This is a genomic window from Pseudomonas tremae, from assembly GCF_023278125.1.
Taxonomy (GTDB): Bacteria; Pseudomonadota; Gammaproteobacteria; order Pseudomonadales; family Pseudomonadaceae; genus Aquipseudomonas; species Aquipseudomonas tremae.
This window is the reverse complement of sequence record NZ_CP066270.1, coordinates 1,409,991-1,431,615: the sequence shown is the minus strand read 5'-3', so window position 1 is coordinate 1,431,615 and position 21,625 is coordinate 1,409,991. Positions and strand designations below refer to the sequence as shown.

The 21,625-nt window shown below is 58.5% G+C and carries 20 protein-coding genes; 10 read left to right on the top strand and 10 right to left on the bottom strand.

The window, feature by feature from the left end; genetic code table 11:
* Positions 1–219 precede the first annotated feature (219 nt).
* The 7 genes from I9H09_RS06545 to I9H09_RS06515 all read left to right on the top strand — a co-directional run bounded on the left by I9H09_RS06545 (position 220) and on the right by I9H09_RS06515 (position 9,225).
* Positions 220–2,715, top strand: a complete 2,496-nt coding sequence (locus tag I9H09_RS06545; RefSeq protein ID WP_122347816.1) for a glycosyltransferase family 2 protein — start codon at positions 220–222, stop codon at positions 2,713–2,715.
* 98 nt (positions 2,716–2,813) lie between these two features.
* Positions 2,814–3,965, top strand: a complete 1,152-nt coding sequence (gene dapE, locus I9H09_RS06540) for a succinyl-diaminopimelate desuccinylase (RefSeq protein WP_122312468.1) — start codon at positions 2,814–2,816, stop codon at positions 3,963–3,965.
* Positions 3,965–4,774, top strand: coding sequence for a putative RNA methyltransferase (locus I9H09_RS06535; RefSeq protein WP_005891782.1), 810 nt, complete (start codon positions 3,965–3,967; stop codon positions 4,772–4,774). Before dapE ends, I9H09_RS06535 begins: the two co-directional genes overlap by 1 nt.
* 19 nt (positions 4,775–4,793) lie before the next feature.
* On the top strand, positions 4,794–5,171 hold the full coding sequence (locus I9H09_RS06530; RefSeq protein WP_053480450.1) for a hypothetical protein: 378 nt from the start codon (positions 4,794–4,796) through the stop codon (positions 5,169–5,171).
* A gap of 193 nt (positions 5,172–5,364) precedes the next feature.
* Positions 5,365–7,866: a glycerol-3-phosphate 1-O-acyltransferase PlsB gene (plsB, locus tag I9H09_RS06525; RefSeq protein ID WP_024691324.1), complete on the top strand. Its 2,502-nt coding sequence runs from the start codon at positions 5,365–5,367 to the stop codon at positions 7,864–7,866.
* 121 nt (positions 7,867–7,987) lie between these two features.
* Positions 7,988–8,338 (top strand): YbaY family lipoprotein, encoded by a 351-nt coding sequence (locus tag I9H09_RS06520; protein WP_053480449.1) that lies wholly within the window; start codon positions 7,988–7,990, stop codon positions 8,336–8,338.
* 197 nt (positions 8,339–8,535) lie between these two features.
* Positions 8,536–9,225, top strand: coding sequence for a DUF4197 domain-containing protein (locus tag I9H09_RS06515; RefSeq protein WP_005891771.1), 690 nt, complete (start codon positions 8,536–8,538; stop codon positions 9,223–9,225).
* On the opposite strand, the gene I9H09_RS06510 is transcribed toward I9H09_RS06515, so the two are convergent.
* Positions 9,226–10,050, bottom strand: a complete 825-nt coding sequence (locus tag I9H09_RS06510; protein WP_054989667.1) for a class I SAM-dependent methyltransferase — start codon at positions 10,048–10,050, stop codon at positions 9,226–9,228.
* A 96-nt stretch (positions 10,051–10,146) separates the two neighbouring features.
* On the opposite strand from I9H09_RS06510, the gene I9H09_RS06505 reads away from it, so the two are divergent.
* On the top strand, positions 10,147–10,770 hold the full coding sequence (locus I9H09_RS06505; RefSeq protein WP_053480447.1) for a hypothetical protein: 624 nt from the start codon (positions 10,147–10,149) through the stop codon (positions 10,768–10,770).
* Positions 10,771–10,829: 59 nt separating this feature from the next.
* On the opposite strand, the gene I9H09_RS06500 is transcribed toward I9H09_RS06505, so the two are convergent.
* From I9H09_RS06500 to ppc, 6 genes are all read right to left on the bottom strand, one after another.
* Complete coding sequence (locus I9H09_RS06500; protein WP_122312470.1) at positions 10,830–11,519, bottom strand: extensin-like domain-containing protein; 690 nt, start codon at positions 11,517–11,519, stop codon at positions 10,830–10,832.
* Between the two features lie 49 nt (positions 11,520–11,568).
* Positions 11,569–12,432, bottom strand: coding sequence for a DUF72 domain-containing protein (locus I9H09_RS06495; protein WP_183142505.1), 864 nt, complete (start codon positions 12,430–12,432; stop codon positions 11,569–11,571).
* Positions 12,433–12,434: 2 nt separating this feature from the next.
* Positions 12,435–12,746, bottom strand: a complete 312-nt coding sequence (locus I9H09_RS06490; protein WP_054989663.1) for a hypothetical protein — start codon at positions 12,744–12,746, stop codon at positions 12,435–12,437.
* Positions 12,747–12,986: 240 nt separating this feature from the next.
* Positions 12,987–13,661 carry a tRNA (adenosine(37)-N6)-threonylcarbamoyltransferase complex dimerization subunit type 1 TsaB gene (tsaB, locus tag I9H09_RS06485; protein WP_005891756.1) on the bottom strand — a complete coding sequence of 225 codons (675 nt, stop codon included), beginning with the start codon at positions 13,659–13,661 and terminating at the stop codon, positions 12,987–12,989.
* A gap of 86 nt (positions 13,662–13,747) precedes the next feature.
* A complete protein-coding gene (gene adk / locus I9H09_RS06480; protein WP_122347814.1) occupies positions 13,748–14,395 on the bottom strand; it encodes an adenylate kinase in 648 nt (215 codons plus the stop codon).
* A 281-nt stretch (positions 14,396–14,676) separates the two neighbouring features.
* The gene (gene ppc, locus I9H09_RS06475) at positions 14,677–17,313 is read right to left on the bottom strand and encodes a phosphoenolpyruvate carboxylase (RefSeq protein ID WP_236502399.1); all 2,637 of its coding nucleotides are present in this window, start codon (positions 17,311–17,313) and stop codon (positions 14,677–14,679) included.
* 381 nt (positions 17,314–17,694) lie between these two features.
* On the opposite strand from ppc, the gene I9H09_RS06470 reads away from it, so the two are divergent.
* Both I9H09_RS06470 and lptF read left to right on the top strand, forming a co-directional pair.
* Positions 17,695–18,108, top strand: a complete 414-nt coding sequence (locus tag I9H09_RS06470; RefSeq protein WP_005891743.1) for a DUF4398 domain-containing protein — start codon at positions 17,695–17,697, stop codon at positions 18,106–18,108.
* Between the two features lie 58 nt (positions 18,109–18,166).
* Positions 18,167–18,949 carry a lipotoxin F family OmpA-related lipoprotein LptF gene (lptF, locus tag I9H09_RS06465; protein ID WP_005891742.1) on the top strand — a complete coding sequence of 261 codons (783 nt, stop codon included), beginning with the start codon at positions 18,167–18,169 and terminating at the stop codon, positions 18,947–18,949.
* A 66-nt stretch (positions 18,950–19,015) separates the two neighbouring features.
* Here the strand turns inward: lptF and I9H09_RS06460 are convergent, their stop codons facing one another.
* The 3 genes from I9H09_RS06460 to I9H09_RS06450 all read right to left on the bottom strand — a co-directional run bounded on the left by I9H09_RS06460 (position 19,016) and on the right by I9H09_RS06450 (position 21,624).
* On the bottom strand, positions 19,016–19,336 hold the full coding sequence (locus tag I9H09_RS06460; RefSeq protein ID WP_055003370.1) for a PA3694 family proteiin: 321 nt from the start codon (positions 19,334–19,336) through the stop codon (positions 19,016–19,018).
* The gene (locus I9H09_RS06455; RefSeq protein WP_005891740.1) at positions 19,333–20,229 is read right to left on the bottom strand and encodes an alpha/beta hydrolase; all 897 of its coding nucleotides are present in this window, start codon (positions 20,227–20,229) and stop codon (positions 19,333–19,335) included. The genes I9H09_RS06460 and I9H09_RS06455 overlap by 4 nt, the downstream gene beginning before the upstream one ends.
* Before the next feature lie 117 nt (positions 20,230–20,346).
* Positions 20,347–21,624, bottom strand: a complete 1,278-nt coding sequence (locus I9H09_RS06450) for a flavohemoglobin expression-modulating QEGLA motif protein (RefSeq protein ID WP_024671804.1) — start codon at positions 21,622–21,624, stop codon at positions 20,347–20,349.
* Between the last annotated feature and the right edge of the window lies 1 nt (position 21,625).

Genomic DNA, 21,625 nt, shown 5'->3' with positions numbered 1-21,625 from the left:
GAAAACCGGCGCGCATTATAGGGGTTAGTCGGAAGTTAAGACACTCGGCTTGTTGTCGAAACGCGATCAGTACTGACTGTGCAAAAAACATCTGGCGTGCAACGACAACGAAGAAAAGATTCTAAACGCCGGAAAACCCTGACACTTCAACGTTGCTAGGGTTAATGGACGCGACAGGGAGTCGCGGCGTCGATACACCGCATGGAGCGTATTTCAAACATGGACGAACATTCAGGAAGGGCAGCAGCCTGGCCAAAAAACCTGTTCAAAACCAGATTCAACTATCCGCCCGACTGGCCTGCAATGATCTCTGGCGTGGCATACGCACCTTTTCATCCAGGACAAAGCCCGTACAAACAGATTTTCCCAACCAGAGACCAAATAAAGAATGACCTGCTGCTGCTAAGGCGCCTCACAAAAAACATCAGGATTTATTCGGTTGAGGGCACATTGAGTCATATACCCGAGCTCACCGAAGAACTGGGCATGAATGTCACGCTCGGTGTGTGGATAACAGAAGATAACGAGCACAACATCCAGGAAATGAATGCCGGGATCGAACTCGCCAACCGCTACACCAGCGTGCAACGCTTGATCCTGGGAAATGAAGTCCTGCTTCGCGATGATATTCCCGTCGGCCTGCTTATCGAGTATTTGCAAACCGCACGGCGTGCCGTCAACGTGCCGGTCTCGACCTCCGAGATATGGACGCAATGGTACGAGACGCCGGAACTCGTCAGGCAGGTCGACTTCATTGCAGCTCATATATTGCCTTTCAGGGAAGGTGCTTCAGCGCTGGAGGCGAGCGCGATAGTTCTGGCACACGCGAATGAACTGAGAGCGAGATTCCCCGATAAGCCCCTGATACTTTCCGAGATTGGCTGGCCTAGCAAAACCGCGGCCAAAAGGCGGATGACAACGTCCGGCGCAGAGTACTCAATATACCTGCGCAACCAGATTCCTTTACTGGACCAGCACGGCCATGACTACTTCGTGATAGAAGCCTTTGACCAGGACTGGAAGACTGAAGAAGGCCTGCCAGGCCCCAATTGGGGTCTGTTCGATGCCAAGCGCAGATTAAAACTGCAAACCAGCGGTCCGGTAAAAATGCCGGTCAACGTGCCCTCGGAAATGCTTAGGCTTATCAGCCACCTGAAGCCAGGCTCATGGCATGCAGGCGTCTCTATAATCATTCTTGCTTATTGGATATTGGTATGGCTGGGCATGAGCTACGCGCACTCACTGTGCATCTGGCTAGCGCTGCCTCTCGCTTTTATCTGGGCCACCTGCTTGCTGGCCTACCTGGGCATCGAAACGCACGAACTCCTGGAAACATGCTGGGGACCGGACGCCCCACGATCGTTCTCTCCGATACATCGGCATGCGGGTCCCACACCAAAGGTTTCCCTGCATATCGCGTGCTACAACGAACCTCCGGACATGGTGAAACTGACTCTCGACTCGTTGCGAACACTGGATTACCCGGATTACGAGGTTCTGGTCATCGACAACAATACTCAGGACCCGGCGGTCTGGCAGCCCATTGAACACTATTGTCAGCGCCTCGGCCCGCCGTTCCGGTTTTTTCACATCAATCCTCTTTCCGGGTTCAAGGCGGGCGCACTTAACTACCTGCTGAAACATACAGCTGAAGATGCAGAGATTGTGGCAGTCGTCGACGCTGATTACTGCGTCCACCGACAGTGGCTCAAACACATGGTGCCGCACTTCACGAACCCGGAGATCGCAGTCATTCAATCTCCGCAGGATTACCGCGACAGTAACGAAAGCCTGTTCAAGCGCTGCTGCCAGGCCGAATATCGAGGTTTTTTCAACATCGGCATGGTCATCCGCAACAACCATGACGCCATTATCCAGCACGGCACCATGACGCTGATCCGCCGGTCAGCACTGGACCGGCTGGGGTGGGCACAATGGTGCATATGTGAAGATGCAGAACTGGGCCTGCGTATGCTGGAAAACGGTTTTTCCACGGGTTACGCCGCTACCAGCTATGGGAAAGGGCTGACTCCGGACACGTTCATTCATTTCAAAAAACAACGCTACCGCTGGGCATATGGAGCTATCCAGATCGTCAAGCGGCATGCCGGGAGCCTGATGGCAGGAAACTGCGAATCACTGAGTGCGATGCAACGCTACCATTTCATCGCGGGATGGATGCCGTGGGCGGCAGAAGGCATGAATTATCTGCTAACGCTCGCCGCGCTCGCCTGGTCGCTGGCGATGATTCTGGAGCCAGATACTTTCGGGCCGCTGCCATGGGTATTTTCCACGCCATTGATACTGATGTTTGCGCTTCGCTCGCTCAAGGTAATTGCGCTCTACCGACAGTTGGTCAGCACAAATATCAGAGAGGCTCTTGCAGCGATACTGGCTGGCATGGCGCTTTATCCGACGATAGGCAAGGCCGTGCTGGCGGGTTGCATCACATCAGGAATGCCGTTCTTCAGAACACCCAAACACACGTCCGCACATCTGATCGCGCAAACCATTCTCGATGTAAAAGAAGAACTGTCTACCGTGATTATCTCGTGGACGACAATTGTGCTTTTACTCATGCACCGAGCAGTCATCAATATGGATTCAGGTTTCTGGATGGCAATGCTGTTCGCACAATCACTTCCTTATCTGGCGGCGGTGGTCATGGCCATCCTGTCGGCCAGCGCAAACCACCCTTCCCGCCCCACAACCTGACATATCCACAGGGCACGATAAACGACGGCTCAGGCCGTCGTTTTGCTTTAAGATATCCGCCTTTTCGCGCCCAAAGTCTTGCTACCGGAGTTCTGTACATGACGGCCCCAGCCAACCTTTCGCCCACCCTACAACTTGCCTGCGACCTGATCCGTCGACCTTCGGTTACACCGGTCGATGCCGATTGCCAGAAGGTGATGATGCAGCGCCTGGGCGATGCCGGGTTCAAGCTGGAGCCGATGCGCATCGAAGACGTCGACAATTTCTGGGCCACTCATGGTTCCGGCGACGGCCCGGTACTGTGTTTCGCCGGCCACACCGACGTGGTGCCGACCGGCCCGGTGCAAAACTGGCAGAACGACCCGTTCGATGCCCTGATAGACGAGCATGGCATGCTCTGCGGACGTGGCGCCGCAGACATGAAAGGCAGTCTGGCGGCAATGCTGGTCGCGGCCGAGCGTTTCGTCGCTGACCATCCGGACCACAAGGGTTCGGTGGCGTTTCTGATCACAAGCGATGAAGAAGGTCCGGCCCATCATGGTACCAAGGCCGTGGTCGAGCGTCTGGCCGCACGCAAGGAGCGTCTGGACTGGTGCATAGTCGGCGAGCCGTCAAGCACTACGCTGGTGGGCGATGTGGTCAAGAACGGCAGGCGCGGTTCGCTGGGCGCCACGCTCATCGTACGCGGCAAGCAGGGCCATGTGGCTTATCCGCATCTGGCGAAGAACCCGATCCACCTTGCAACGCCAGCGCTGGCCGAACTGGCCGCCGAGCATTGGGACAATGGCAATGATTTCTTTCCGCCGACCAGCTTCCAGATCTCCAACCTGAACGCAGGTACCGGAGCGACCAACGTAATCCCGGGCGAACTGGTGGCCGTCTTCAACTTCCGCTTCTCGACCGAGTCGACGGTCGAAGGCCTGCAACAGCGCGTCACTGCGATCCTCGACGAACATGAACTCGACTGGCACATCGACTGGGCGCTGTCGGGCTTGCCGTTCCTGACCGAGCCTGGCGCACTGCTGGACGCCGTGTCGTCCAGCATCAGGAACGTGACCGGGCGCGACACCAAAGCCTCGACCAGCGGAGGCACCTCGGATGGCCGCTTCATCGCGACCCTGGGCACTCAAGTGGTCGAACTTGGCCCGGTCAACGCGACCATTCACCAGGTCAACGAACGCATCCTGGCCAGCGATCTCGACGTGCTGACCGAGATCTACTACCAGACACTGGTCAAGTTGCTCGCCTGATGCTGACCTGCCCGATCTGTTCTGCACCGCTAAGCGCAGCCGACAACGGTGTCGTATGCCCGGCCAACCATCGCTTCGACCGCGCGCGTCAGGGTTACCTGAACCTGCTGCCGGTGCAGCACAAAAACAGCCGTGACCCGGGCGACAATCAGGCGATGGTCGAAGCACGGCGCGACTTTCTCAACGCTGGGCACTACGCCCCGGTTGCCGAACGCCTGGCAGCGCTTGCGGCTGAACGCTCGCCAGCTCACTGGCTGGACATCGGCTGCGGTGAAGGCTATTACACTGCGCAGATCGCCGAGGCGCTGCCCCATGCCGACGGCTTTGCACTGGATATCTCGCGCGAAGCGGTCAAGCGCGCCTGCCGACGCAGCCCTGGCGTGACCTGGATGGTCGCCAGCATGGCCAGAGTGCCGCTGCCAAATGCAAGCTGTCAGTTTCTGGCCAGTGTATTCAGCCCGCTGGACTGGCAGGAAGCCAAACGTCTGCTGACACCCGGAGGCGGACTGATGCGCGTGGGCCCGACGCGCGAACACCTGATGGAACTGCGCCAGCAACTCTACGACGAGGTTCGCGATTACGCCGACGACAAGCACCTGGCGCTGGTACCGCCGGGCATGCAGTTGCAGCACAGCGAAACCCTGAGCTACACGCTAAAGCTGATCGACGGCCAGTCACGCGCCGATCTTCTGGCAATGACACCTCACGGCTGGCGTGCCAGTGCCGAACGCCGCACTGCGGTCATCGAGCAACCAGGACCTTTCAAGGTCACCGTTTCCATGCGCTACGATTATTTCGTGCTGCAATAAGCATTCAACAGAGGCACCCATGCGCCAACCCGATATCGAGATTTACCTGAAAGATGCAGACGTCGACCACAAGGCAATCGCCGAATGGCTGAGCAATGCCCTGGGCACTTGCAGTGACTGGACGCAACGCGGCCAGACCTGGAAATGCAAGGCGGGCGACGTGGCCGTGACCTGGCTGCCAAAGGCCGTCGGCAAATGGAACAGCCTGCACCTCGACAGCGACCAGACCCCTTGGGAAGACGACATCGCTTGCGCCCGCGCGGCCTTCGCAGCGCTGAACGTTGAAGTACGCTGCGCACCAGGCACCTGGATCGAAGAAGAAAGCGACGAAACTGCCGACCGCTGGATCCGCGTCAGTGCCGATGGCGAAGAAGAGATTACCTGGCGCACGACGTAAGGCTTTTCCCCTAGACGCTATGGATGACCGACGTCGATGAAGCAAGCCTGCTCGATCCAGCGCGCTTTTCAAGCGTTCGTCTCCAGCGCAGAGGCCACAACAGGCGTGCAGCGGTTTTTGCCGATCGTCTCGGGATACGTCACACTGGCGCCCATCTCGGGCAGCCGCCCGTTCCTGACTCAGCAGAAGCCGTATGACCCGATCTCCCTTCCGTCGTCTCGTGTTCGGCACTCTGCGCCGATTGTTGTATCTCTGGGTTCGCTCGGAAACAATCAACCAATCGTCTTTCACGCTCAACCTTGATCGCAGCCGGCCGGTTTTCTATGCCCTGCAGTCTCCGTCGCTCAGTGATCTGGCGGTAATCGATACCGAATGCCGCAAAGCAGGGCTGCCTAGACCGGTATTGTCCGTGGCGGTTGGCAACCTGATCGAACCCGCAGCATTCTTTTACCTAACACCATCGCCCGACTGGCTCGGTCGCCAAGACAAGCGCGGCGCACCGCCGACCCTGGAGCGTCTGGTTGCGGGGGTCAGTCAGAACCCCGCTGAAGATGCGCAGATCATTCCGGTCAGCGTATTCTGGGGGCAATCCCCGGACAGAGAGTCCAGCGCCTGGAAGCTGCTGTTCGCTGACAGCTGGGCGGTGACTGGTCGCTTACGTCGCTTGGTCAGCATTCTGATTCTGGGCCGCAAGACACGCGTGCAGTTCTCCGAGCCCATTCACATGCGCGAGCTGGTTGACCAGAACAAAGGCTACGAACTGACCCTGCGCATGACTCAGCGCCTGCTGCGCGTGCATTTTCGCAACCTGAAAAGCGCAGTGATTGGCCCGGACGTTTCGCACCGCCGCAATGTGGTCAAAGGCCTGCTCGCCGAGCCATTGGTCAAGCAGGCCATCATCGAAGAGGCCGAGCGCGAAAAGATCACGCTGGAGAAAGCCCGGGAACGTGCACTGAGCTACGGCAACGAGATCGCCTCGGACTACACCTATTCCGCGATCCGCTTTCTGGAAGTGGTGCTCAGCTGGTTCTGGAACAAGATCTATGACGGCATCAAAGTCAGTCACATTGAAGGCGTGCAAGAGGTCGCACCCGGTCATGAAGTGATCTACGTTCCTTGCCATCGCAGCCACATCGATTATCTGCTGCTGTCTTACCTGCTGTTTCGCAACGGCCTCACGCCACCGCACATCGCTGCCGGCATAAATCTGAACATGCCGGTGGTCGGCAGCCTTCTGAGGCGTGGCGGTGCGTTTTTCATGCGACGTACGTTCAAGGGCAACCCTTTGTACACCGCGGTCTTCAACGAATACCTGCACACCCTGTTTACCAAGGGTTTCCCGGTTGAATACTTCGTCGAGGGCGGTCGTTCGCGCACCGGACGCATGTTGCAGCCAAAGACCGGCATGCTCGCCATCACACTGCGCAGCTTCTTGCGCAACTCGCGGATGCCGATTGTCTTTATTCCGGTGTACATCGGTTATGAGCGAGTGCTGGAAGGCCGTACCTATCTGGGCGAACTGAGGGGCGCGACCAAGAAGAAGGAATCGATTTTCGACATCTTCAAAGTCATCGGCGCGCTGAAGCAGCGCTTTGGTCAGGTGTCGGTGAATTTCGGCGAGCCTATCAAGCTGGCCGAATTTCTTGACAGCGAACAGCCAGACTGGCGCGCGCAGGAGCTGACGCCTGAATTTCGCCCTGAATGGCTGAGCGAAACGACTCACCGACTGGGCGAACGCGTCGCTCAGCATCTGAACGAAGCGGCAGCCGTAAACCCGATGAACCTCGTCGCCATTGCGCTGCTATCGACTCAAAAGCTGGCACTCGACGACCAGGCCATGGAGCGCGTGCTCGACCTGTACCTGACACTGCTGCGCAGCGTCCCTTATTCGCCGCACACCACGTTACCGGAAGGCGATGGGCGCTCATTGATCGAGCACGTCAAAGGGATGGACCTGCTTGCCGAGCAAAAAGACGCGCTGGGCAAGATTCTGTACCTGAACGAGCAGAATGCGGTCTTGATGACGTACTACCGCAACAACGTGTTGCATATCTTCGCCCTGCCCTCCCTGCTGGCGAGCTTTTTCCAGAGTTCGTCGCGCATGAGCCGCGAACAGATTCTGCGCTACACGCGTGCGCTGTACCCGTACCTGCAATCGGAGCTATTCATTCGCTGGCCATTGAGCGAGCTGGATGCGGTGGTCGACCAGTGGCTGAATGCATTTGTTGAACAAGGCCTGCTGCGCTTTCGCAAAGACGTTTATGTACGTCCGGAACCCAGCTCTCGAGAGTTCGTGTTGCTGACGCTGTTGTCGCGGGCCATTGCGCAAACGCTGCAGCGTTTCTACATGGCAATCGCCTTGCTGCTCAACAGCGGACAAAACACCCTTAGCGCCGAAGAACTGGAAGACCTGTGCACGGTAATGGCCCAGCGCCTGTCGATTCTGCATGGCCTGAATGCACCTGAGTTTTTCGACAAGAGCCTGTTCAGGCACTTCATCCAGACCCTGCTCGATCTCGGCGTACTGCGCAAGGACAGCGCCGGCAAGCTGAGCTATCACCCCATGCTGGGCGAACTGGCAGAAGGTGCAGCCAAACGCGTCTTGCCTGCTGAAATACGCCTGTCCATCCGGCAAGTGGCGCTGCACAGCAACGAAGAAGAGCAAAACGTAAGAAGCGAAACAGGGACAGCGTAGGGTATTTCAGCAACTTGGCAGGGTTTTCCAGACAGGCAGTTGGTTCGCAGTTCGTATGCTCTGCTGCCTGCTAAGGTGGGGTTACACCCATGAAGGGTGCTCACTCAATAAGGAAATTGAAATGACCAGCGAAACCCTAGTAAGGCTTCAGGGCGAAGTGTTTTACCTGCCACGCATTGCGCTGCCGAACGGCTGCAACCTGAACGTCACCCTGAGTGACATCAGCCTGGCTGACGCCCCGGCAGATGTCATCGCCACGTGCGAAAAACAGATCGACCACCAGACACCGCTACCGTTCGAACTGGGCTATGCCGGGAACCGTTATCCTGTGCAAGGCCATAGCTATGCCTTGTCGGCGCGCATCGAACACCAGGGCAAGTTGCTCTGGATCAACGACACCGTCCACTCGATTGAACTGACAGACCAGAACCAGAGCGGCCTGAAAATCAAGGTTATTCAGGTCTCTGACTGATCGGTCCGCAGTCAAATCACGCTTCAGCGGCGCGCTATCTGCGCGCCGCTTTCGATTCTCCCAGCCTGTTTTCTCCAACGACATTCTGCACACCAAGGTTTTGGATGCCTTCTCATGACTTCCTGATACGCTTGACAGCGTAACGCGCCAACTTTGAATCAGGCGCAGGTCAGAACTCATTTCTACAAGGACGCCTTATGCCTCGTTTTTCGTTTACGTTCGCCGGTCTGTGTGCTGGCCTGCTGATGTCTGCCAATGTTTTTGCCTTGTCGCTGAGCGACCTTTCGCAGTCGGACGCCACTGGCGGGCTCAAGGACGCCCTGACCCAAGGCGCTCAGGTTGCGGTCAAGCAACTGGGCGTACCCGGTGGCTTCAGCAAGAATCAGGACGTGCGCATCGAACTGCCTGGCAAACTGGGCCAGGTCGCGAAAAAGATGAAAATGCTCGGCATGGGCAGTCAGGTAGATCAGCTGGAAAACAGCATGAACCAGGCTGCTGAAGCGGCCGTACCCCAGGCTCAGGCGTTGCTGGTAGATGCTGTGAAAAAGATGAGCGTGACTGATGCCAAGGCCATTCTCAGTGGCGGCAAAGACTCGGCAACCCAATACCTCAGTAGCACCAGCCGCGAACAGATTCGTGCCAAATTCCTGCCTATCGTCAAGAAATCTACCGATCAGGTAGGCCTGGTGCAGAAATACAATGCCTTTGCCGGCAAGGCCGCCGCTCTTGGTGCGCTGGACAGCAAAAGTGCCAATCTCGAAAGTTATGTGACCGAGCAGGCCCTCAACGGCCTGTTTGAGATGATTGCCAAACAGGAAGAAAGCATTCGCGCCAACCCACAGGCAGCGGCGACCGGGCTGGCGAAAAAGGTGTTCGGGGCACTTTAGTTATTGGGGGCTGCCCTGAGCGTCCTGCTGTTTTCCCACTGCTTTGGGTTTTAAGGCTTTCTTCGGGTAGACATCGTAGCGGCTGGACTTGCCATCCAGCGCGTAACCCGGCTTGGGACCGTCAATGCAAGGCGCCTTGCGCGGGCGTTTGACCACCACGCGATGGGTGGCCAGCGCAAGGGCAGCCTCGAGCAATGCCGGTGCGTCCATGTCATCGCCGACCAGCGGCCGGAACAGGCGCATCTCCTTTTTCACCAGCGCGGTTTTTTCTCGGTGGGGGAACATGGGGTCTAGGTAGATGACCTGCGGCGGCTCGCCTGTCCAGTCACGGATGATCTCGATGGCGTTGCCGGTCAGCAGGCGCATCTGCGCGATGATCGAACCGACATCGCGGTCGCTGCGTCCGCGCAGCAGGCCATCTTCAAGCAGAGCAGCGATAATTGGCTGGCGCTCGATCAGGCTCATCTCGCAGCCAAGGCTCGCCAGGACGAATGCGTCCTTGCCCAGCCCGGCGGTGGCATCCAGCACGCTGGGCCGTATGCCTGGCTGAATGCCAACGGCTTTGGCGATCATCTGCCCGGTGCCACCGCCAAACAATCGGCGATGAGCAACAGCACCCTCGACAAAATCGACCCTTACCGCGCCCGGCGCATCGTCGCCCAACTGTTGCAATTGCAGGCCATCATCGGTGACCTGCAAAGCAAAATCCGCCTCAACGTCCTGCAACGGCAGCCCTAGTCTTTGCGCCCAATCGGCGGCGGCAGCCTGCCCGTCGACCCTCTGCGACTCGACCCGGACACGACTGCCTGCTTGCTGCTCACTCATTGCGTTCATACACTCGAAAATTGTTAATGATCGGCAAGATCTGCCGATAACCAAGTATCCGGCATTTTGCCAGACCCAAGGCCAGTACTGATCGCTATGTCAGACATTGTTCAATCATCCATCGGCTATTTGTCGCACTCAGGCGACTTTAGCGTTCGCAACAGCCGCACACTGGGTGGTGTGACGCAGCTGTGGTCGGATGCATTTGCCCGGGCGATGGCAGAACAGGTCAGTGACAGCGATACAGTTGCAGTACACCCGACCGCGGTTGAAGTCGATGTCGAAACCGGCGAGCCGGTCGCTGGTGCGAAAACCCTGAGCAAAATTGTCGAGCAACGCTCCTGCCCAGTCACTGACACCGAGGTCAAGCCACCTGAGCCTCTGTTCCTGCCGATCGCCGAATTTGATCTCGACCTGCTGCCACCGCCTGCCGAACCTTTCAGCATCGTCGAGATGATCGAACAGCAGCGCCACCTGGAATTCGACAGCAATTGGGTACGCCCAACCGTATTGAACCCCTACGATGACAAAGGCACGCCAGGCCCCGGCCCGCAGCCGCGACCTTTGCATTTGCCGATTGCCGAGCTTGAATGGGACCTGGCCGACAAGCCTGCCCTGCCGCTTGACCAGCAAACCATTGCCGCTCAACAGCGCCAGTTCGACTACGAAAACAGTTGGGCGCGCCCACTGATTCTGCAAAACCTGCGGATGGCGGCCTAAGCCTCAAACAAGCGACAAGCGTCTGTTAGCGCGCCTGTGATGTATCGCTTGCCCCTGACTTACCGACACACCGACCACCTTCCCATATCCAGATGAAAATGATCACGATGCGCCGCGTTGTATTCCGGCCCCAGCACCGTGCTGAAATTTCTGCAGGCACCGTCGCGCACCTGCCTGAGAAAACGCCCTTTGTCACCGGTATCGCCCCAGTCCTTTAGAAGATTGATGCGCTGACCATCTGCCAGGCGAAAGCCCGCGATGTCCAGCGCGTTGGCCGTCGCATGCTGACTGAGCCTGCTGTTGGCGCGGTTATAGATGTTACGGCAGGCAAAGCTGCCAAGGTGATCGATCCGCACCACACGCTGGCCGAAAACCGCCTGAGCAGCTGGCTGCAAGGTATGAATATCGAACAGCGCATAGGCAACAGCCAGTGGGCAACTGGCAAGAAAACTGCTGCTCAGCGCCACATCGCCACCCTGAATACGCACGGTATTTTCCAGCGGACATTTGGCGTCCGGACCACTATCAGCCTGGCGACTGAAGCGCAGCCCGGAAGTACCCAACACCTGGTCACACAGCGAGGGGTCATTCTGCAATCGAGACAATTTATAAGCGGTCAGGATGTTCGGCTCTGCTCGCACGTCCAGCGGTGCCCAGGGGTTCCAGCGCGCTGGCACTTCGACCCAGCCACGCCAGACCGCAAGCGCACAGCCGGTGAAGACCACCAAGAAAAACAGCGATACCCGCATGTTCAGCCTTCGCACCGGTTAAAGCTCTATAAGCCCACACCTGGTGGCTTCAGAGCAAGCCCAACTGCTCCACTTGCGGACCGCGCTCCAGCTCAGGCAAAGATGGCAAGCCCGGCAGCCGTGCCATCAGTTGCTCATGAAAGCGTCTGGCCAGTTCAGGAGCCCTCAGGTTGTCGGGGGTGTGCAGAAACACGTAGGGCGTGCGCCCCTCTTCGATCCATGCCGCGACTTTCTCTACCCACTGAACCAGAAACGGGTCGTTGGCTTCCAGTTCCGGACGGCCGATGAAGCGGACTTGAGGGAAAAGGGTCAGTGCTGCAGGACGCGGTGGCACTTTCGGCTTCTTGGACTGCGCATGCAGCACGGCGGGATCAGTCGAGACACAACTGAACAATGCACGCGAATCGAGGCAGATACGTTCGATGCCGCGGTCCAGCAGCAGGCGATTGAGCATGCGCTCCTCATCGCCCTTCAGGAAGAAAGCCATATTGCGCACTTCCACCGCCAGAGGCACGCTCAACTCATCGACAAAGCTGACCAGTTCAGCGAGCCTATGCGGGGTGAAACTCGCGGGCAATTGCAGCCAGAATGGCGCAATCCGGCCTCCCAGCGGCGCAAGCAGACGAATGAATTCCTCGGCAGCACCGACTTGCTGGCGAAGGTCGCCGCTGTGGCTGATGTCTTTGTGGAATTTGGCGGTGAAGCGGAAATCTTCAGGCATCGTCTCAGCCCAACGCTGCACGGTCGTGGCGGCGGGACGGGCATAGAAGGTGGTGTTGCCTTCAACAACGTTGAATACCTGAGTGTAAAGGCTCAGAAAATCGGCGGGACGCGCATCTTCAGGGTACAGGGAGTCGCACCAGGCGTTTTCACTCCATGACGGGCAGCCGAGATAGTAAGGGAGGCGAGACACAATCAGACGTGAAGATCGAGCCCGGATACTTCAAGGTCCCAATCAACAAAGGTGGCAGTTGTGAGATAGCTGGCCAACGCATGGGCAACGCGAGAACTCATGGAGCGCGGAAAGATGATGTCCTGCGGACGCGCGGGGACATTGCCCGTGCTGCCAACCGGTGAGTCGCCCGATTCCCGACGAGCCTGCGCCGCAGGTGGCGGCAACTCGGCATCTGTAACGACTTCCTCAAAAGAACCTTCAACAGTAGCAGGCGTTTTCTGCGGCTTTCGCTTGATCGGGTATGAACGTGATGATGTTCCGTCTATGCGCATCGATTATTTACTCGGCGTCGATAGTGGCAATTTAGCGTTACTGCCTTGTAGTTCGCAAATTGCCTAACGATAACTAGACCACACATCTGGCAAATTGTTTTCGCTATATGCGATTAAGACGCATACAGACGATAAACGGTAGATGGCCTATTGACATTTATATCGGCCTGACACGGAGTTTCATGAGCAGCGAATCAGCTCGCCACTTTGCGGTCTGTGCGTTGTTCCACGCTGCGCCTATCAACGCGCTTTAGGCGTCGCGACCTTGTCACGCAGGTACACCGGCTGAGCATCATCTGCCGGCAAGGATTCGCCGCGATGCCAGGCGAAGGTGGCCAAGGTCAGCAGGTCCTGTGCGTGGGGCAGCATGCTGGCATCGTAACCCGCCGGGCTTACCGGAATACGTTCGGCGTAGCCCCAGCCAGTGCCGGAACCGAACCACGGCTCGACGGAACCTGCCGGCAGTGCTGCCAGCTCGGGCGCCATGACCGCTTCCTCGCCGATCAGACGCATCTCACCGGCCTTCTCGGCGTAGCAACCCCAGTAGACCTCGTCCATGCGCGCATCGATGGCCGACGCGACGTGCGAAGCACCGTGCTCGCGAAAGGCACGTTGCGCCAGAACAGCCAGGTTCGAGACGGGCAACACCGGACGCTCCAGCGCGAACGCCAGCCCTTGCACCACACCGATTGCAATGCGAACCCCGGTAAAAGCCCCCGGACCGCGCCCGAAGGCAATGGCGTCCAGCGCCGACATTGCGATACCCGCCTCGGCCAGCAGGTCTTTAATCATGGGCAACAGGCGCTGGGCATGCAGGCGTGGAATCACCTCATAATGGCTCAGTACCTTGCCGTCATGCAGCAAAGCGACCGAGCAGGCTTCAGTGGCAGTGTCCAGGGCCAGCAAGGTGGTCATCGGAGGTTCCGTCTTGGTGAAAAAGTGGCGCAGTATAAATGACAAATGGCCCGCAAGCGGGCCATTTATCAAGCAGGTGCAGCGGCTTAGCTCAGAGCGTCCAGCACTTTGGCAGTGATGTCTTCAACCGAACCGACGCCAGGAATATGGCTGCACTTGGGCTTGCCGTTTTTCGCTTCGAGCTCGCTGTAGAACTTGACCAACGGTTTGGTCTGGTCATGGTAGACCTTCAGGCGCAGACGCACGGTTTCTTCTACGTCATCCTTGCGCTGTACCAGCGGTTCGCCAGTCAGATCATCCTTGCCTTCGACCTTCGGCGGATTGAAGATCGTGTGGTAGATGCGGCCAGAACCCTCGTGCACACGGCGACCCGACATGCGCTTGACGATTTCTTCGTCATCAACGGCGATTTCCAGCACATGGTCGATTTCCAGACCAGCCTTCAACAGCGCTTCAGCCTGAGGGATGGTGCGAGGGAAGCCGTCGAACAATATGCCATTCGCGCAGTCCGGCTCAGCCAGACGGTCCTTGATCAGACCAATGATCAGGTCATCGGAAACCAGATTGCCCGCGTCCATGACGCTTTTGGCTTTCAGGCCCAATTCGGTGCCAGCCTTGACCGCAGCGCGCAGCATGTCGCCTGTCGAAACTTGCGGGATGCCGAATTTTTCAGTGATGAATTTTGCCTGAGTACCTTTACCGGCCCCGGGAGCTCCCAGCAGAATCACGCGCATCGTCATGCTCCTCAAATTTTTTATAGTGAAATCAACGGATTCGCCTCGGGGGCCAATCTAAAAAATAATCAGGCCAACAGGCCGAAAGGCTGATCAAGATACACAGCAGACCGGGGCCGCACAAGCCGCCGAAAGTCGCAGCAACCGCAGGCGTGCAGGCTTGCGGGCCTTGATAGTCGTACAGCGTGATCTGCATCAATATTTTCGGTGGGCCGGCCTGCAAACCCAGGCGCTGCCGTTGCCGGATCGAAACGACCTGGCAACGGCGCCGCTCGAGGCCTTCAACCAGTGTTGCGCAGACCGGCAGCAATCCCCGCCACAGACACCAGCAGCGCCAGTTCCAGAGGGCTGTCAAGATTAGCTTCACGGTTACGCGACCGGGAAAGAAGCTCGGCCTGAAGCAAATGCAGCGGGTCCAGGTAGGCGTTGCGCAAACTGATGAACTCAAGCGTTTCAGGGCTATGAGCCAGCAGTCGCGCCTGACCGGTCAGGCCCAACACCACTTTGCAGGCCTGCGACAATAGGTCGCGCAAATGTGCGCCCAAATGTTGCAGCTCGGCGGAGACCAAACGTTCGTCATAGAGTCGGGCAATGTCCGCGTCGGCTTTGGCCAGTACCATTTCCAGCATGTCGATACGGGTTCTGAAGAACGGCCACTGCTCGCGCATCTGCGCCAGCACATCACCCTCCCCGCGTGCCAGCGCCTTGCTCAGCGCCGCTTCCCAGCCAAGCCAGGCGGGCAACATCAAGCGAGTCTGGGTCCAGGCAAAGATCCACGGAATCGCGCGCAGGCTTTCAACACCTCCTTCACGACGCTTGGCCGGGCGACTGCCCAATGGCAAGCGGCCCAATTCCTGCTCGGGTGTCGCCTGGCGGAAGTACTCGACGAACTCGGGATTCTCGCGCACCACGGCGCGATAGGCGCTGACGCCGTCGCTGGCCATCTGGTCCATCATCGTGCGCCAGGCGGGCTGTGGCGGCGGAGGCGGCAACAAGGTGGCTTCCAGTACGGCGGCCAGGTAAAGGTTCAGGTTCTGCTCGGCGATGTCCGGTAGACCAAACTTGAAACGAATCATTTCGCCCTGTTCGGTGGTGCGGAAGCGTCCAGCCACCGAGCCAGGCGGCTGGGACAAAATCGCCGCATGCGCCGGGCCGCCGCCCCGCCCAACCGTACCACCGCGACCATGGAACAGCAGTAATTCGACCTGTTGCTCACGGCAGATTTCGACCAACCTTTCCTGCGCCCGGTACTGCGCCCAGGCCGCTGCCGTGGTGCCAGCATCCTTGGCAGAATCGGAATACCCGATCATGACTTCCTGCGGGCCGTGCAAACGCGAGCGGTAACCGGGCAAACCCAGCAAGGTCTCGATTACCGGCCCGGCGTTGTCAAGGTCGGCAAGGGTCTCGAACAGTGGCACCACACGCATTGGGCGCTGCAGGCCAGACTCCTTGAGTAGTAACTGCACGGCCAGAACATCTGAAGCCGAACCGGCCATCGAGATGACATAGGAGCCCAGCGACGCCGCCGGAGCCGCTGCCACCTCTCTGCAGGTCGCCAGAACCTCTGCGGTATCCGCCGCAGGCTTGAAGTAGCTCGGCAACAACGGTCTGCGGTTATCCAGCTCGCGCAGCAGAAAGTCGATCCGGGCCTGTTCATCCCAGTCTTCATAGCGTCCCAGCCCGAGGTAATCGGTGATTTCAGTCATCGCCGCGCAATGCCGGGTGGAATCCTGACGCACGTCCAGACGCACCAGAAACAGGCCGAAGGTGACTGCACGACGCAGACAATCCAGCAGCGGGCCGTCGGCGATCACGCCCATGCCGCACTCATGCAGGGACTGGAAGCACAGCAGCAACGGGGCCAGCAGGTCCTGATTATCGTGCAGCACCGCTTCAGGAGCGGGCTGGCTGGCCGTCAATGACGCATTGGCCCAATTGCGAGTGGCACGCAGGCGTTCGCGCAGGCGCTTTAGTTCGGCGCGATACGGCTCGGCACTGTCACCGACACTGGCGCGCAGTGCGGCGCTGGCCTGTTGCATCGACAGCTCCGCCGCCAGATTGTCGACGTCACGAAGGTACAGGTCAGCCGCCATCCAGCGCGCCAGCAGCAGTACTTCACGGGTGACGGCCGCAGTTACATTTGGATTGCCATCACGGTCGCCCCCCATCCAAGACGCAAAGCGGATCGGAGCGGCGTCAAGTGGCAGGTGCGTGCCTGTGGCCGAGAACAACGCGTGATCGGCCTTGCGCAGGTAATTCGGAATAGCGTGCCAGAGTGAATGTTCGATGACGGCAAAGCCCCACTTTGCCTCATCAACAGGGGTGGGGCGAATCCGCCGGATCTCTTCGGTGTGCCAGGCCTCGGCAATCAGGCGCTGCAGGCGAGAAGTGATCTGAGAACGCTCGGCGCTGCTCAAGTCTCGATGGTCCAGCGCCGCCAGTTGCGCAGCGATCGCGTCGTATTTCTGAATCAACGTGCGACGGGCCACCTCGGTGGGATGAGCCGTCAGCACCAGTTCGATTTGCAGCGTGCTCAACTGACGCGCCAGGGCATCAGGCGCATGCCCCTCGGTTTTCAGGCGATCAAGCAACTCGGGCAGCACCCGCGACTCGAACGGCAAAGGCTGAGTGTCGTCACGCCGGTGCATGAGCTGATACTGCTCGGCGATGTTGGCCAGGTTGAGAAACTGGTTGAAAGCCCTGGCCACTGGCAGCAGTTCGTCATCTTCCAGCCCATCGACGCTTGAACTGAGCTGTTCGGCCCCTTCTGCAGAGCCGCGCCTGCCAGCCTTGGCGCCCTTGCGAATACGTTCGATCTTGTCGAGAAATTCGGCACCGCGTTGCTCACGAATCGTATTGCCCAACAGCTCACCCAGCAGGTGAACGTCTTCGCGCAGACGTGCATCGATATCGGCCATCGTTCCCTCTCCCGGTTTTTATTTGGGCTCAGTTGCGTATCCGTTCAAAAAGAACAGCTACGTGAATTCAAATCCGCTTTGCCAACAGTGCACCAAAAGCCCTTGCCACGACAAATCCTTGTAATAAAAAGCCTGCCCTGCATCCCCATGATCACGCGGGCTCAGCCTCGTTTACCTGTCGAACGGAATACTCTACCAACGCCAGGCGCTATTGAAATTTCCTGGCCGATGAGGAAATATTTATCTGAACTATTCAAAAAGTGCGCGGGTCGGAGCCATTAACCATTACAGAAAAGCCCGTCAGGCAGCAGGCAGTTGTATAACCTCATGCCCGGACTTGATAAGAAAACTGTCATGGATAACCACGTTCGGAGTCAGACAATGGAGTTGATCACCATGAACACCCCTACTGCCAAAAACAAATCCAAAGGCCTGCGCGGCCTGAAGCTTGCTGCGCTGGCAATCGGTAGCACCTTCATCCTCGCCGGTTGCGCAGGCAACCCGCCGTCAGAGCAGTACGCGGTTTCTCAGTCAGCCGTCAACAGCGCTGTCAGCGCTGGCGGTACCGAGTTCGCAGCCGTGGAAATGAAGTCGGCTCAAGACAAGCTCAAGGCAGCTGATCTGGCGATGCAGGACCACAAGTACGATGAAGCCCGCAAACTGGCTGAACAAGCCGAGTGGGACGCTCGTGTAGCAGAACGCAAATCTCAGGCCGCCAAAGCTGCCAAGGCCGTGCAGGATGCTCGTCAGGGCGTCAACGAACTCCGTGAAGAAGGCATGCGCCAGGTGCAGTGATTGCCCCGCCCTCCTTCTGTTTTCATGAATTCGTAACTGATTAAAGGACGACCCTATTATGCGTAAACAATTGATGATCCCTGCTCTGCTGGCCATGAGCGTTGCTTTGGCAGCCTGTGCAACCAAGCCCAACCCTAACCTGGAACAGGCTCGTAGCAACTTCACCGCGCTGCAGACCAACCCGGAAGCAACCAAGGTTGCTGCGCTCGAGACCAAAGACGCCAGCGAGTGGCTGGATAAGGCCGACAAGGCTTTCCGCGACAGCGAAGATGCTCAGAAAGTCGATCAGTTGGCTTACCTGACCAATCAGCGCGTCGAGCTGGCCAAGCAGACCATTGCCCTGCGCACTTCTGAAGCCGCTCTGCAGAACGCTTCTGCCGACCGTGCCAAAGCGCGTCTGGACGCACGTGATGCCCAGATCGCAGCACTGAAAAACAGCCTGAACGCCAAGCAGACCGAGCGCGGTACGCTGGTAACGTTCGGCGACGTGCTGTTCGACTACAACAAGGCTGACCTGAAGCCGACCGCTCAGGGCGACATTGGCAAGCTGGCCTCTTTCCTTCAGGAAAACCCTGACCGTAAAGTGATTGTCGAAGGCTACACCGATAGCACCGGTTCGGCTTCCTACAACCAGTCGCTGTCAGAGCGTCGCGCCAACTCGGTCCGCATGGCACTGGTTCGCATGGGTGTAGACCCTGCGCGCGTCGTCACCATGGGCTATGGCAAGGAATACCCGGTTGCCGACAACACCAGCAACTCGGGCCGCGCCATGAACCGTCGCGTGGAAGTGACCATTTCCAACGACAACCAGCCTGTTGCACCGCGCTCTTCGATGAAATAAGCGATCGAGCTGTTGCACCGAAGCCCCGCCTGCGCATACAGGCGGGGCTTTTTAATGCCTGGTTATTTATTGCCCGGGAGGCTGCTGGCCGATGCAACGCACCGCCTGCCTGTGGTCGTCGACCAGCACGCCCGACAACCCCTTTCGCGAGGTATCGAACAGCACCAGCACGCCATCAACGCATTGCGCGACTTCTGCGGCGGGCGTTGCAGCGACTTTGTAGTCCTCGCCGGGCACGGTCTTGAGCAGGGTGAATTCACTGAGCAGCAAGGCGTCTTCAGGTTTTGCAAAGTGCAGGTAACCGTAAAACCACAAGCAACCGACAGTACCGATGACTGCGCCGACACTGCTCAGGATCATGCCATTGACGTTGCGGTCCCGATTCATTGCCCAGCCTGTCCGGGAGGGGCGGGATAATCGGGCACTTCGCCCAGACGACGCAGGCCGTTGAAGTGGGCCGGGTCTTCAAGGTAACGCAGCATAACCTGGCGCCACAGCGGATCGGCAAACGTCTGCACGTGCTCGCCTCGGGTCAGCTGGAACACCCGTGGCGGTGGCGCGGCCTTGTACAGCTCGATGCCATTGGCAAGAGGCACCAGCGTGTCGTCCATGCTATGGAAGATCAATATCGGCGTGCCTGCCAGTTGCGGCAGGCCGTTGACGGCACTGTCGGCGTCCGGAATCAGCCACGACAACGGCGTTTTCAAAGGCCAGGTCAGCCAGGATTTGCTCAGCGAGTTTTGCGCGACGCTGCGGTAGCTGGCCGGCACGCTGTCGAGAACCAGTGCCTTTACTCTGGAGCGTTCCTGCGGATGCTCTGCCAGGTAGTGCACTGCCAACGCGCCGCCGATGCTCTGCCCCAGCACCACGAGCGGTTTACCTTGTACCTGCGGCGCGGCGTTCAGCCAGTCGAAAGCCGCCTGAACGTCCTCATACACAGATGGCAGGCTGGGCTTGCCCTGCGACTGACCATAACCGCGGTAGTCGAGCATCAGCACCTGATAACCCTGTTCCGGCAACCACCAGGTTCCGCCCAGGTGCCACGACAGGTTGCCGCCGTTGCCGTGCAGGTGCAGAACCGTGCCCTTGACCGGCACCCCTTCTTTGGCCGGCAGCCACCAGCCGTGCAGGCGCGTACCGTCGGCAGCGGTCAGGTTGACGTCCTGATAGCGCAGCCGCGCCTTGTCTGGCGTGAACGGCACACCCGGCTCGGGATAAAACAGCATCGAGCTGCAGCCGGTGAGACTCAGGATCAGGGCGAAAATGCCGATCAGTTTCAAAAAGAGGTTCCTTAAAGTCTCATTGCCATAGGGCTCTCGCGCCGACGCTCCGCATCATGCGCAAGCCTGTTTTTGATCCTGGCCAAAGGCCGAGAGGACGAAAAACCGACCGCGTGGCTACAGGATATTCGAGTAATCCGCTTCAATGCGGTCCAGGCTGAGGTGATTGAGGAAGTTGGAGAAACACATCCAGGCCGACAGCGCATTCATGTCGCGAAATTGTTCTGGCAGGTATTTGGGGGCGACAACCAGGCCTTCGTCCACCAATTGCCGCAGGCTGCGCATGTCTTCCAGCGTGGTCTTGCCACAAAACAGCAGCGGCACCTGTTCAAGCTTGCCCTTGCGCACGGCCAACTGAATGTAGTTGTAGACCATGATGAAGCCTTTCAGGTAAGAGAGGTCCTTGGTGAACGGCAACCCGTTCGGCACCGAGCCGCGGAATACCCGGCTGGCGTTGCCGTAACTCTCCGACATGCCGAAACCCTGCTCGCGATAGAACTCGAACACCTGCAGAAAATCAGCGCCCTGCTCCGCCATATGAATGGCACGCGTGCGGTTGGTCAGCTTGCGCAGACGGCTGGGGTAAGAGGCAAAGGCAATGACTTCCATGAGAATCGCCAGCCCTTCCTGAGTCACCGTCGACGAAGGCGGGCCTTTGGACAGGAAGGTGCAGATCGGCTGATTTTGCCCGTTCAGCGTAGTACCGACATGAACCAGCCCTTCGTGGACCTCAAGCGCTCGCACGTCACGTTCGTTGAACATCGCATCACTGCGGATCTTGATGTAGTCGGCACCGGCAGCCGCATCGGCGACGATACCGTCCGACTCAAACACACGAATGGTTTCCTCGGCCTCGCCGAACACCCGGTTCAGACGCGATTGCAGCAGCGAGACAGCGTCTTTGGCCGTCAGGATTTTGGGCTCGTCTTTCAAGTCACCGCGTCCGGCGATGTTGTTGAGGTAATCAGAAAGCATCAACCCCAGGTCGGCGAGAGTCGGGTCACCGGCATGGAACGCATCGGACGCCGCGCCGTACAGTTCCTGCGAGATCAGCCCGAAGTCAGGAGTGCCACGCGCTTCAAGCATGCGCACCACCATTCGGTACTCGCGGCACATGCGCCGCATGATCTGTCCGACCGGGTTGAACTGCCCCAACTGACGCGTGACGTCCCGCTCGATATTCTGAAACTCTTGCTTCAAGGCAACCGAATCGAAACCCAGCGGGCGGTTTTCATAATAGGCACGGTCCACGGCAGGCAATGCCTTGCCCTTGGCAGCCAGAAACTCCTTACGAACCGTCTCGTCCCACTTCACTGCATCCAGAATGCGGATGGGCGTCTGTGCAACGACGATCCGATCCGATAAAGCACGAATAGTCTGTTGATACTCGTCCACC